Source organism: Pseudomonas sp. GXZC, assembly GCF_026967615.1.
Classification (GTDB): domain Bacteria; phylum Pseudomonadota; class Gammaproteobacteria; order Pseudomonadales; family Pseudomonadaceae; genus Aquipseudomonas; species Aquipseudomonas azotoformans_A.
Genome location: NZ_CP114115.1, coordinates 1,341,883 through 1,353,590 on the forward strand (window position 1 = coordinate 1,341,883; position 11,708 = coordinate 1,353,590).

Consider the following 11,708-nt stretch of genomic DNA (forward strand, 5'->3'; position numbering starts at 1 on the left):
TTGGCCGCATTTCAGGCTTAAGGGCGCTTACGCTCCACCGCCCGCAGCAAATGCGTCGGCGGCGTCTCGCAGCTGATCTTGCGCCCCAGCAGCGCCTCGATCGACGGCAACTGATACGAGTCATCCTCACCCGCAAAGCTGATCGACACACCCGCAGCCCCCGCACGACCCGTACGGCCAATGCGGTGCACGTAGTCATCCGGCACTTCCGGCAGGGTGAAGTTGATCACGTGGCTGATGCCGTCAATGTGAATCCCACGGCCTGCCACATCGGTCGCCACCAGCACGCGGATCTTGCCCTCGCGGAAGCCTTCCAACGTCTTGATGCGCTTGTGCTGGGGCACGTCACCCGACAATTGCGCAGCGTTGACGCCATCGCGCACCAGGCGTTCTTCGATGCGGCGCACTTCGTCCTTGCGGTTGGCGAACACCATCACGCGCTCCCAACCGTTGTCGTTGACCAGGTTGTAGAGCAGCTTGTACTTGTCGGCACCGGCCACGGCATAGATGTGTTGCTCGACGTTTTCGCTGGCGACGTTTTCCGCTTCGATCTCGACGATGGACGGGTCGGTGGTCCACTGCTTGGCGAGGTTCATCACGTCTTCGGTGAAGGTCGCGGAAAACAGCAGGGTCTGGCGCTCGGATTTCGGCGGGGTCTGGCGAATGATCTGACGCACTTGTGGGATAAAGCCCATGTCGAGCATGCGGTCGGCTTCGTCCAGCACCATCACTTCGACCATGTCCAGGTGCACGTCGCCGCGCTGGTTGAAGTCCAGCAGGCGGCCCGGTGTCGCCACCAGGATGTCGCAGTGACGGGCTTCGAGGTGCTTGAGCTGCTTGTCGAAATCCATGCCACCGACGAACGTCATGACGTTGAGACCGGTGTACTTGGTCAGGTCGGCGGCGTCCTTGGCGATCTGCACCACCAGCTCGCGGGTCGGGGCGATGATCAGTGCGCGCGGCTCACCCATGTAGCGCTCTTTCGGCGGCGGCGTCTGCAGCAACTGGGTGATGATCGAGATCAGGAACGCGGCGGTCTTGCCGGTGCCGGTCTGGGCGCGGCCGATGGCGTCTTTGCCGGCCAGGGTGAAGCCCAACACCTGCGCCTGGATCGGCGTGCAGTACGGGAACCCCAGGTCCTGGATGGCGTGCATCAGTTCAGGCGCCAGTTTGAAATCGTGGAAACGCGTCTTGCCTTCCTGGGGCTCGACGACGAAATCTTCGAGTTTCCATGGGATCACCGGCGGCTTTGGCGCACGTTCGCGACGTGGCTTTGGCGCCACTGGCGCGGCAGCAGGTTCAACTGGCTTTGCCTGTTCAGGCGGTGTCACCGCTGGCTTCTTGGGCTGGGCAGCCGGTGCGTTCCGCGCGGGTTGTTGGCCGTCATTGCGGCTACCGGCTGTCGGGGCAGGAGCACTGGAATCAGGCGCGAGCGGCTCAGCCTCGCTTTTGCCGAACATCTTCTTGAGTGCTTTGAGCACGGTGATCTCATTAATTGGTTAAGGAATGTACGCCGGCCAGTGTAATGCAAGAATCGGGCGCGGCGTAGTGCGTCTGTCATACGGCTACATAAACCGTGGTTTTCAGCCCAGGCGAGCGGTCAACCAGGCACCGATATCGCGGATCTCCTCGGGTAACACTTCGTGGCCCATTGGGTATTCCTGCCATGTCACGGTGACACCACGGGTCTTCAAATGCTCATAGGCACTACGGCCCATAGCGTTTTGCACCACGTCGTCATATTGGCCGTGCAGGCACAGCGTCGGAATACGCTGCTGACTGGCGGACAATTCAAGTTCATCACTGAAGGTCGGCGCATAAGTGGAGAGGGCGATCACGCCACCCAACGGGCCTTCCCAATTCAGGAATGCGGTGTGGAAAACCACGGCGCCGCCTTGGGAGAAACCGGCGAGGAAAATGCGCGACGCGTCTATTCCGGTTCTCTTCTGCGCTTCGATCAAATCCGTGACCATTTTGGCTGAGACTTCCAGCTCTTCCAGGCTGATGGAGCGCGCCGGGCTCATGGCCTTGATGTCGTACCAACTCGGCATCTCGTAGCCACCGTTGATCGTCACCGGACGGGTCGGCGCCTGGGGCAAAACGAAACGGGTAGTCAGTAAGCTTTCCTGCAGCGCTTCGGCCACCGGCAGGAAGTCGTAGCGATCGGCACCCAGGCCATGCAACCAGATGACGCAGGCGTCTGCGGGCTTGGCGGGCTGAAGAATCAAGGGGTCGGTCATGTCTGCTCCATTAATGTGCGCGCGCTCCGATTAAGTGCGACTGAACGGTGCGTCACGGGTTGATCTGTTAAGAGAATGTCGCAAGGTTGAATCTTTTGCTCTTGATAGTGGGCTGAAACGGCTCAGCCATCACTCTGGTACGCGCCTTGCTACGTGTAGTTCGATGTCAGAGCTTTCCTGATTCGGTAACACTATCAGTGACTACCGTTGTGGGAAAGCAGCTGGAATTACCGCGAAAGCCTCATGCTGCTTGACCCTAAAAAAAGCCAACACGGGTCGATATCGCCTCATAAGGGTGCGCTGAGGTTCGAGCTCCGACACAACAAGAGCAAACTGGAGGTTTGAATGAAGGTATTGAAATCCACCCTGGCCATCGTCACTGCGGCGGCTGTACTGGGTGTCAGCGGTTTCGCCCAAGCCGGCGCCACCCTGGATGCCGTGCAGAAGAAAGGCTTTGTGCAATGTGGCGTGAGCGACGGCCTGCCGGGTTTCTCGGTGCCGGATGCCAGCGGCAAGATCCTCGGGATCGACGCTGACGTGTGCCGCGCTGTGGCCGCTGCCGTTTTCGGCGACGCGACCAAGGTCAAATTCAGCCAGTTGAACGCCAAGGAGCGTTTCACCGCGCTTCAATCCGGCGAAGTCGACATCCTGTCCCGCAACACCACCATGACCAGCTCCCGCGACGCCGGCATGGGCCTGAAATTCCCAGGCTTCATCACTTACTACGACGGCATCGGCTTCCTGGTAAACAACAAGCTGGGCGTGAAAAGTGCCAAGGAACTGGACGGTGCAACCATCTGCATCCAGGCCGGTACCACCACTGAGCTGAACGTTTCCGACTACTTCCGTGGCAACAACCTGAAATACACCCCGATCACCTTCGACACCTCCGACGAAAGCGCCAAGTCGCTGGAATCCGGGCGTTGCGACGTGCTGACCTCCGACAAGTCCCAACTGTTCGCCCAGCGCAGCAAGCTGGCCGCGCCGAAGGACTACGTGGTTCTGCCGGAAACCATTTCCAAAGAGCCATTGGGCCCGGTCGTGCGTAACGGCGATGACGAGTGGCTGGCCATCGTGCGCTGGGTTGGCTACGCCATGCTCAACGCTGAAGAAGCCGGTATCACCTCGAAAAACGTTGAAGCTGAAGCCAAGTCCACCAAGAACCCGGACGTTGCGCGTCTGCTCGGTGCCGACGGCGAATACGGCAAAGACCTGAAAGTGAAGAAAGACTGGGTTGTACAGATCGTCAAGCAAGTCGGTAACTACGGTGAAGTGTTCGAGCGCAACCTGGGCAAGAGCACCCCGCTGGAAATCGACCGTGGCCTGAACGCGCTGTGGAACAACGGCGGCATTCAATACGCACCCCCTGTGCGCTGATCGCTGATGGTTCTGTCACCCGGTGGGCCAACCGCCGGGTGATGTTCTGTTCCATTATTTTCGGGGCATTTCATGCAAAAACAAATCGGCGCACCCAAGCAGAAGCTCAGCTTCAGCGACCCTAAAGTGCGTGCGTGGCTCTTCCAGATCATCACGATTGTGGCGGTGGTCTCGCTGGGCTGGTACCTCTTCAACAATACCCAGACCAACCTTCAACACCGGGGCATTACCTCGGGTTTCGACTTTCTTGAACGCAGTGCCGGCTTCGGCATCGCGCAGCATTTGATCGACTACACCGAATCGGACAGCTATGCCCGGGTCTTTGTAATCGGTTTGCTCAACACCCTGCTGGTGACCTTCATCGGCGTGATCCTGGCGACCCTGCTCGGGTTCGTCATCGGCGTGGCGCGGCTATCGCCGAATTGGATGATCAACAAGCTGGCGACCGTGTATGTGGAAGTTTTCCGCAACATTCCGCCGCTGCTGCAAATCCTGTTCTGGTATTTCGCGGTGTTCCTGACCATGCCGGGGCCGCGTAACAGTCATAACTTCGGCGATACCTTCTTTGTCAGCAGCCGTGGCCTGAACATGCCGGCAGCGATTGCCGCCGACGGTTTCTGGCCGTTTGTGGTCAGCATTTTGGTCGCCATCGTGGCAATCGTGCTGATGGCGCGTTGGGCCAACAAGCGTTTTGAAGCGACCGGCGTACCGTTCCACAAGTTCTGGGCCGGCCTGGCGCTGTTCATCGTGATCCCGGCTTTGTGCGCCTTGATCTTCGGTGCCCCGCTGCACTGGGAAATGCCAAAGCTTTCAGGCTTCAACTTTGTCGGCGGCTGGGTGCTGATCCCCGAACTGCTGGCACTGACCCTGGCGCTGACCGTCTACACAGCGGCGTTTATCGCCGAGATCGTGCGGTCGGGCATCAAGTCCGTCAGCCACGGCCAGACCGAAGCCGCGCGCTCCCTGGGCCTGCGCCCTGGGCCGACGCTGCGTAAGGTCATCATTCCGCAGGCCCTGCGGGTGATCATTCCGCCGCTGACCAGCCAATACCTGAACCTGGCGAAAAACTCGTCCCTGGCGGCCGGTATCGGTTACCCGGAAATGGTTTCGCTGTTTGCCGGCACGGTACTCAACCAGACCGGCCAGGCCATCGAGGTTATTGCCATCACCATGAGCGTGTACCTGGCGATCAGCATCAGCATTTCCCTGCTGATGAACTGGTACAACAAGCGCATTGCGCTGATCGAGCGGTGAGGAAACGCCCATGAGTTCACATACTTTCAAACCGGATATGCCGCCGCCGAACAAAGTGTTCGGGCCGATGGCCTGGATGCGCGCCAACCTGTTCTCCAGCTGGCTCAACACCTTGCTCACGCTGCTGGCGTTCTACCTGATCTACCTGGTGGTGCCGCCGATCCTGAGCTGGGCGATCATCGACGCCAACTGGGTCGGTACGACACGCGCCGATTGCACCAAGGAAGGCGCCTGCTGGGTGTTTATCCAACAGCGCTTCGGGCAGTTCATGTACGGCTACTACCCCGGCGACCTGCGCTGGCGCGTGGACCTCACCGTGTGGCTGGCCATCGTTGGCGTGGCGCCGTTGTTCATCTCGCGCTTCCAGCGCAAGGCGGTCTACGGGCTGAGCTTTTTGGTGCTGTACCCGATCATCGCGTTCTTCCTGCTGCACGGCGGGGCGTTTGGCCTGACCAACGTGGCGACCAGCCAATGGGGCGGCCTGATGCTGACCCTGGTGATCGCCACCGTCGGCATCGCCGGCGCCTTGCCGCTGGGCATCATGCTCGCGCTCGGGCGGCGTTCGAATATGCCGGCGATTCGAGTGGTCTGCGTGACCTTCATCGAATTCTGGCGCGGCGTGCCGTTGATCACCGTGCTGTTCATGTCCTCGGTGATGCTGCCGTTGTTCCTGCCCGAAGGCATGGGCATCGACAAACTGCTACGGGCGCTGATCGGCGTGATCCTGTTCCAGTCGGCCTACGTGGCTGAAGTGGTGCGCGGTGGCTTGCAGGCGATTCCCAAAGGTCAGTACGAAGCGGCTGCGGCGATGGGCCTGGGTTACTGGCGTTCGATGGGCCTGGTGATTCTGCCGCAGGCGCTGAAGATGGTAATCCCCGGCATCGTCAACACCTTTATCGCGTTGTTCAAGGACACTAGCCTTGTGATCATCATCGGCCTGTTCGACCTGCTCAACAGCGTCAAGCAAGCCGCCGCCGACCCTAAATGGTTGGGCATGGCCACCGAAGGCTACGTGTTCGCCGCCCTGGTGTTCTGGATTTTCTGTTTTGGTATGTCGCGCTATTCCATTCATTTGGAACACAAGCTCGACACAGGCCACAAGCGTTAGGAGTTGTTGTTATGAGCGAAGCGATCAAACAGCCTGTGAGCCCTGAAGGCATTATCCAGATGCAGGGCGTCAACAAGTGGTACGGCCAGTTCCACGTGTTGAAAGACATCAACCTCAACGTCAAGCAGGGCGAGCGTATCGTGCTGTGCGGCCCGTCGGGTTCGGGCAAGTCCACCACCATTCGCTGCCTCAACCGCCTGGAAGAACACCAGCAGGGCCGCATCGTGGTGGATGGCGTGGAACTGACCAACGACCTCAAGCAGATCGAAGCGATCCGCCGTGAAGTCGGCATGGTGTTCCAGCACTTCAACCTGTTCCCGCACCTGACCATCTTGCAGAACTGCACGTTGGCGCCGATGTGGGTGCGCAAGATGCCCAAGCGCAAGGCCGAGGAAATCGCCATGCACTACCTGGAGCGCGTGCGCATCCCGGAGCAGGCCCACAAGTTTCCGGGTCAACTGTCCGGTGGGCAGCAACAGCGTGTGGCGATTGCCCGGGCGCTGTGCATGAAGCCGAAAATCATGCTGTTCGATGAGCCGACCTCGGCACTCGACCCGGAGATGGTGAAGGAAGTACTCGACACCATGATCGGCCTGGCCGAAGACGGCATGACCATGTTGTGCGTGACCCACGAAATGGGCTTTGCGCGCACCGTGGCCAACCGCGTGATCTTCATGGACAAGGGCGAGATCGTGGAACAGGCGGCGCCAAATGACTTCTTCGACAACCCGCAGAATGAGCGGACCAAGTTGTTCTTGAGCCAGATTTTGCATTGATCGATATGTGAATAAATAAACCCGGCCTGGCGCCGGGTTTATTTTTTTGGGCTAGGACGCTTTGAGTGCTTCAGCGTCGTTGTTCACGGTGTAGGTAAAGGCGCCGCGCATATCGGCGCCTTCTGCCAAGGCTTTTGCATCCGCCAGCAAATGCGGGTGACGATCCAGCAAGCGCATCAGTAGCACCAAGGTTTTGGGGGCAAGCAGTTCGCCGCGTTCGTAACGTGAGAAGGCGTTGTGACCGCCACCGGAGAGCAATTCCACCGCTTCCTTTTGCGTAAGGTGCAGCTTGCGGCGGGTACGTTTTATCTCGGCGCCGATCATTTTTCGGGCGGCGACGACGAGTTCATCGCCTGCTTCTCCATAACGGTCGGCGCTATCTGTATCTGGATCCCAAAAGCCGTCTCCACATACATGACATTCCCAGCCAGAGAGATTGTCCACCCGGCGCTCCATGCCTTTGACACTAATGGTTTCACTGCGGCCCTCGAAGTAGTGTAGTGCGTCGGGGGCGCCGCAGATGTAGCACAGCTCGGGTTCTTTCATTGGTTTTTCTCCTTGAAGGAGATTACCGGAGGTCTACCGTTTGCGCGGTAAGTCACCTTGACGTAAATCTCCCTGCCTTTCGAGTGGGTGTAGTACACGTCTTGCCAGACTCGATGATCTCCATAAGTGGTCATCGATTTGTACAACATCCAGTTTTGTAACTCGTAAATGACGTCCTGCATTTGCTCGATGCTGAAGCGCAGTTCCCAACCGGATTTTTGCGCTGTCTGTGTAAAGGCGCTTCTCCCCAGCCGCCTCACATCCGCCTTTATCACCGCCAAATCGTAATGAGGTGTGTACTTTTCCATAAGACACCTGAGTCCAATAATTACCCTCAGAGGGTAATTTTACCAATCGAAAATACTGCTCCTTTTCCTGCCTAAAAAACCTAGTGCGTTGCTCTTGTAGGCGCGTCCGAATAGGCTGTGGGACTTTTCAACCAGTGATCAGGGCAAACGCCCATCCCTCTGCCGGCAGTGGATCAATGACCTCCGAAACCAAGCTTGAAGAACTCTTGATCGACGCCGAAGCCGACGACGAAGTGGTGCAACACTGCCCGCCGGTGGTAAGCCGCCCGTGGTTGTTGATCTTGGGGTTGGTGTTGGTGGCAATGAACCTGCGCCCGGCGCTGTCGAGCCTGTCGCCGTTGCTCAACGACGTGTCGGCCAGTTTGGGACTGTCGGCCGCCAAGGCCGGTTTGCTGACCACCTTGCCGGTGCTGTGCCTGGGCCTGTTTGCGCCGCTGGCGCCAATCCTCGCGCGGCGCTTTGGTGCCGAGCGCGTGGTGCTGGGGATTCTGCTCACACTGGCCGCAGGCATCATCCTTCGCAGCTCGTTTGGCGAAGCCGGGCTGTTCGCCGGCAGCCTGGTCGCAGGCGCCAGTATCGGCATCATCGGCGTGTTGCTCCCCGGCATCGTCAAGCGCGACTTCGCCAAGCAGGCCGGCACCATGACGGGTGTGTACACCATGGCGTTGTGCCTGGGCGCGGCATTGGCAGCGGGCGCGACAGTGCCGTTGAGTCACTACTTCGGTGACAGCTGGACCCTCGGCCTGGGCTTCTGGATCATGCCCGCGCTGTTGGCGGCACTGTTCTGGTTGCCGCAAACAAGGCAGAAACACGGCGTCCATCAAGTCGCCTACCGCGTGAAAGGCTTACTGCGCGATCCACTGGCCTGGCAAGTCACCCTGTACATGGGCCTGCAATCGTCCCTGGCCTACATCGTGTTTGGCTGGGTGCCGTCGATTCTGATCAGCCGTGGCCTGAGCGCCACCGAAGCCGGCTTGCTGCTGTCCGGCTCGATCATCGTGCAATTGCTCAGTGCCCTGACCGCGCCGTGGTTGGCCACCCGCGGCAAGGACCAGCGCCTGGCCATCGTGGTGGTGATGTTGCTCACCCTCGGCGGGCTGTTTGGCTGCCTGTTTGCGCCGCTGGAAGGGTTGTGGGGCTGGGCGATTCTGCTGGGACTGGGCCAGGGCGGTACGTTCAGCCTGGCGCTGACCCTGATCGTGTTGCGCTCGCGGGACTCCCACGTGGCCGCCAACCTGTCGGGCATGGCCCAGGGCATTGGCTACACACTGGCATCCATGGGCCCGCTGGCCGTGGGTGTGTTGCATGACTGGACCGGTGGCTGGGGCGCCACCGGCTGGGTGTTCGGCGTGATTGGCCTGGGCGCGATCATCGCCGGGTTGGGCGCTGGTCGGGCCTTGTACGTTGGCGTGACCAGCGAGAAGGTTTAGAGGTAACGCACGGTCAGGGTGACCGAGCCGTCGATGGGCACTTCCTCAGTGAGGTTCAGGCCGCTGGTGGGGGCGATGAGTGTGAAGATACGCAACGTCGAGCTGAACTGCTGCACCGGGATTGGCGCGTTGATGCTGGCATCGGCGACCGAAAGAATATTGGTGCGCCACAGATAACGCCCGTTGCTCCAGGTCAGGCCGCCATCTTCGGAATGGATCATCCGGGACGCGACGCCATCGGCTACCGGGTTCGAAAGGCTAAGCTCCATGGCACCGAGCTTTTCACTGCCATTGATCAAGCCCAGGCCGAATTGATCGACCCTGTCGGTATAGTCCGAGCCTTCACGATTATCCTTGGCTTGCAGTCCCATGAGGGTTGCGCCTTCGCAAGTCACCGTAAATTGAAAGTAGTGTCCCTTCAGGATTGTTTCGTTGTCGGGTTTGAGATCCTTGGCGGAAATTTTGCCGAAATCGGCTAAGCCGCCGTTGGAGATGCCGGGTGCGCAGGCGCTCGGCGTGATTGAGCCTTTGACGGCCAAGTCGACATTGGACATGGCGCCAGCATGCGCGGCGCTTGTCAGCAGTGCTGCAATCAGAAGGTTGCGGGTGGTTTTCAACGTATTGTTCCTGGCTACGGAAAGTAGAACGTTTAGGCGGGGAAGCAATGGCTACCCCGGTAACGTGGGCTGCGGGCGGACAGGCTTGCGCTCAATTGCCCTTATAGGTAACGCACGGTCAGCGTGACCGAGCCGTCGATGGGCACTTCTTCGGTGAGGGTCAGGCCGCTGGTGGGGGCGATCAACGGTGTCAGGCTCATTCGGGCGGAAAACTCTTGAACAGGAATTGGCGTAAAGGTCCCGGTGTTGGCAACCGAGGTGATGCGGTCCGGCCCGATGGAGAAGTGCCGCTCCCAGGTGGTGCCACCATCCAGCGAATCGATGGCCCTGCTGGCCACGCCATCAGCCACTACTTGCTCCAGAAGAATCGAGAGGGAGCCGAGTTTTTCGTTGCCATTGATCAAACCAAGGCCAAAGTAGACCGGCTCGCCCATGGCTTCCGAGCCCGCCCGGTTGTCCCTTGGTTCAATGGCCATCAGGGTCGGCGCTTCGCAGGTGACGGTGACCTGCGTGAAGTGGTCGCTGAGAACTGTGTAGTCATTCGCCTTCAAGTCCTTGGCGGCAATCTTTCCAACTTCGAACTGCCCGCCGTTGCCAAGTCCAGGCGTGCAGGCGCTTGGGGTGATCAGCCCACGCACGCTCAAATCGATGCTAGATGCCGCAAAGCTATTACCAGCACCAGCGATCATCAGGGTGGCGATCAGGGTATTCAGGGACTTGCTCACAGTGTTGCTCCTATCTAGGGAAGTGGATCGTTCAGGGTGTTACAGGTACACAACTTCCAACGTCGCGGACCCGTCCATCGGCGTTTCCACGCTGAGGTCCAGGTTCTGCCGGGCGTTGAGCGTGGCTTCCAGCTTGAGGGTGCTGGTCATCGTCTGGATGGCCGACGGGCCGGCAGTGCTGCCGACCACATCGGTGAAACCGAGCAGGCTGCGCGAGCCGACGTCGATAGGGTTGAGGTTGGCGGTGCGCCAGGCCAGGCCGCCGGTGGTGGACTCGGTGCCATACACCACGGCCAGGTCATCGACCACGGTTTGCTTGGGGTCGAAACTCACCGAATACACGCCGATCTTGTTGCCGCTGGTGTCCAGCCCCAGGCCGTAGAAAATCTCGCTGTTGACGTGGGCCGTGCCGTCGCGGTTATCGCGCATACGCAGGGCGAAGCGCCCGGGGGCGTTACAGTTGACGGTGAGGGTCAGGTACTTGTGGGGCAGGCGCGTGCCGTTGGTGAGGTTGAGGTCATTGCGCGAGATCTTGCCGAAGTCCACCAGCCCGCCGCTGGACAGCAGCGGGGTGCAAGCCATGGGGGTGATCAGGCCGGTGACGGCCAGGTCGACGGTGGAGGCGGCGTGCGCGGTGCCAGACAACAATGCCAAGGCGATCAGACGGAGTTTCATGGCAGGGCTCCTAGAGGTAGTTGAGTTCGAGGGTGACCGAGCCGTCGATGGGGACTTCTCGGGTCAACGTCAATGTGTTGGCCGGGGCGATCCTCGGTGCGATCAACACGTCTGCGACGAGGCGCTGGATCGGCGTTGGCGCCAGGAACGGCGTACTCCGGTTGTTGGTGAACGAGGTACGGAAGTTCGTCGACAGAATGGATGTCGGGGACCATTCGGCGGTTGAGCCCACAGAACCGATGGGGTACATCTCGGTACCGTCGGCCACGATGGCCTGCATATTCAGCATCATGCTGCCGACCTTTTCGTTGCCATTGACCAGTCCAAGGCCGAACTTGTGCGTACTGGCGCTATCGAAATGGCTGCCGGAGCGATTATCCGAGGGCTGCAGGGCGACCAGGGTCGGTGCTTCGCAGGTGAGTCCCAGTTGCAGGGTGTGGTTGGCAAGCGCGGTCGGCTGATCGATATTCAGGTCGTTGGCGGCGATCTTGCCCAGCTCATACACGCCGCCATTGGACAGGCTCGGCTCGCAGGCGCTGGGGGTGATCGTTCCGTTGACGTTCAGGTCGATGGTCGAGGCGGCTTGGGCGGATACGCAGCCGGTCGCCAGCCAAAAAGCGCTCAGCACAAGCAATGGATTTTTCATGGACGT

Annotated in this window: 13 protein-coding genes; 5 read left to right on the forward strand and 8 right to left on the reverse strand. The window is 59.9% G+C overall.

Going from position 1 to position 11,708, the window contains the following annotated elements:
- Positions 1-17: 17 nt before the first annotated feature.
- Both rhlB and OZ428_RS06290 read right to left on the reverse strand, forming a co-directional pair.
- Positions 18-1,487: an ATP-dependent RNA helicase RhlB gene (gene rhlB, locus OZ428_RS06285; protein ID WP_206542906.1), complete on the reverse strand. Its 1,470-nt coding sequence runs from the start codon at positions 1,485-1,487 to the stop codon at positions 18-20.
- Between the two features lie 96 nt (positions 1,488-1,583).
- A complete protein-coding gene (locus OZ428_RS06290; protein ID WP_033902501.1) occupies positions 1,584-2,240 on the reverse strand; it encodes an alpha/beta hydrolase in 657 nt (218 codons plus the stop codon).
- Positions 2,241-2,585: 345 nt separating this feature from the next.
- Here OZ428_RS06290 and OZ428_RS06295 point away from each other — a divergent pair, with 345 nt between their 5' ends.
- From OZ428_RS06295 to OZ428_RS06310, 4 genes are all read left to right on the forward strand, one after another.
- On the forward strand, positions 2,586-3,617 hold the full coding sequence (locus OZ428_RS06295; RefSeq protein ID WP_016978213.1) for an amino acid ABC transporter substrate-binding protein: 1,032 nt from the start codon (positions 2,586-2,588) through the stop codon (positions 3,615-3,617).
- 72 nt (positions 3,618-3,689) lie between these two features.
- A complete protein-coding gene (locus OZ428_RS06300) occupies positions 3,690-4,871 on the forward strand; it encodes an amino acid ABC transporter permease (protein WP_133074599.1) in 1,182 nt (393 codons plus the stop codon).
- A 10-nt stretch (positions 4,872-4,881) separates the two neighbouring features.
- Complete coding sequence (locus OZ428_RS06305; RefSeq protein WP_016978216.1) at positions 4,882-5,979, forward strand: amino acid ABC transporter permease; 1,098 nt, start codon at positions 4,882-4,884, stop codon at positions 5,977-5,979.
- 11 nt (positions 5,980-5,990) lie between these two features.
- Positions 5,991-6,755, forward strand: a complete 765-nt coding sequence (locus OZ428_RS06310; protein WP_010444394.1) for an amino acid ABC transporter ATP-binding protein — start codon at positions 5,991-5,993, stop codon at positions 6,753-6,755.
- A gap of 51 nt (positions 6,756-6,806) precedes the next feature.
- Here OZ428_RS06310 and OZ428_RS06315 read toward each other — a convergent pair whose 3' ends face one another.
- Complete coding sequence (locus tag OZ428_RS06315; RefSeq protein WP_133074597.1) at positions 6,807-7,301, reverse strand: type II toxin-antitoxin system MqsA family antitoxin; 495 nt, start codon at positions 7,299-7,301, stop codon at positions 6,807-6,809.
- Entirely contained in the window at positions 7,298-7,609 is a 312-nt protein-coding gene (locus OZ428_RS06320; RefSeq protein ID WP_269132897.1) for a type II toxin-antitoxin system MqsR family toxin, read from the reverse strand. Before OZ428_RS06320 ends, OZ428_RS06315 begins: the two co-directional genes overlap by 4 nt.
- A gap of 176 nt (positions 7,610-7,785) precedes the next feature.
- Between OZ428_RS06320 and OZ428_RS06325 the strand changes: the two genes are divergently transcribed.
- The gene (locus OZ428_RS06325; protein ID WP_269132898.1) at positions 7,786-9,039 is read left to right on the forward strand and encodes a CynX/NimT family MFS transporter; all 1,254 of its coding nucleotides are present in this window, start codon (positions 7,786-7,788) and stop codon (positions 9,037-9,039) included.
- On the opposite strand, the gene OZ428_RS06330 is transcribed toward OZ428_RS06325, so the two are convergent.
- The 4 genes from OZ428_RS06330 to OZ428_RS06345 form a co-directional block, all read right to left on the reverse strand.
- Entirely contained in the window at positions 9,036-9,656 is a 621-nt protein-coding gene (locus OZ428_RS06330; RefSeq protein ID WP_269132900.1) for a DUF1120 domain-containing protein, read from the reverse strand. The two genes, OZ428_RS06325 and OZ428_RS06330, sit on opposite strands and share 4 nt — an antisense overlap.
- A gap of 101 nt (positions 9,657-9,757) precedes the next feature.
- Positions 9,758-10,381, reverse strand: coding sequence for a DUF1120 domain-containing protein (locus OZ428_RS06335; RefSeq protein WP_133074594.1), 624 nt, complete (start codon positions 10,379-10,381; stop codon positions 9,758-9,760).
- A 39-nt stretch (positions 10,382-10,420) separates the two neighbouring features.
- Entirely contained in the window at positions 10,421-11,056 is a 636-nt protein-coding gene (locus OZ428_RS06340; protein WP_133074593.1) for a DUF1120 domain-containing protein, read from the reverse strand.
- A gap of 10 nt (positions 11,057-11,066) precedes the next feature.
- Positions 11,067-11,702 (reverse strand): DUF1120 domain-containing protein, encoded by a 636-nt coding sequence (locus OZ428_RS06345; RefSeq protein ID WP_133074592.1) that lies wholly within the window; start codon positions 11,700-11,702, stop codon positions 11,067-11,069.
- Between the last annotated feature and the right edge of the window lie 6 nt (positions 11,703-11,708).

Coding starts and splice junctions, on each gene's coding strand:
- OZ428_RS06290 (WP_033902501.1), bottom strand. CDS start 2,240: ATGACCGACCCCTTGATTCTTCAGCCCGCCAAGCCCGCAGACGCCTGC.
- OZ428_RS06295 (WP_016978213.1), top strand. CDS start 2,586: ATGAAGGTATTGAAATCCACCCTGGCCATCGTCACTGCGGCGGCTGTA.
- OZ428_RS06300 (WP_133074599.1), top strand. CDS start 3,690: ATGCAAAAACAAATCGGCGCACCCAAGCAGAAGCTCAGCTTCAGCGAC.
- OZ428_RS06305 (WP_016978216.1), top strand. CDS start 4,882: ATGAGTTCACATACTTTCAAACCGGATATGCCGCCGCCGAACAAAGTG.
- OZ428_RS06310 (WP_010444394.1), top strand. CDS start 5,991: ATGAGCGAAGCGATCAAACAGCCTGTGAGCCCTGAAGGCATTATCCAG.
- OZ428_RS06315 (WP_133074597.1), bottom strand. CDS start 7,301: ATGAAAGAACCCGAGCTGTGCTACATCTGCGGCGCCCCCGACGCACTA.
- OZ428_RS06320 (WP_269132897.1), bottom strand. CDS start 7,609: ATGGAAAAGTACACACCTCATTACGATTTGGCGGTGATAAAGGCGGAT.
- OZ428_RS06325 (WP_269132898.1), top strand. CDS start 7,786: ATGACCTCCGAAACCAAGCTTGAAGAACTCTTGATCGACGCCGAAGCC.
- OZ428_RS06340 (WP_133074593.1), bottom strand. CDS start 11,056: ATGAAACTCCGTCTGATCGCCTTGGCATTGTTGTCTGGCACCGCGCAC.
- OZ428_RS06345 (WP_133074592.1), bottom strand. CDS start 11,702: ATGAAAAATCCATTGCTTGTGCTGAGCGCTTTTTGGCTGGCGACCGGC.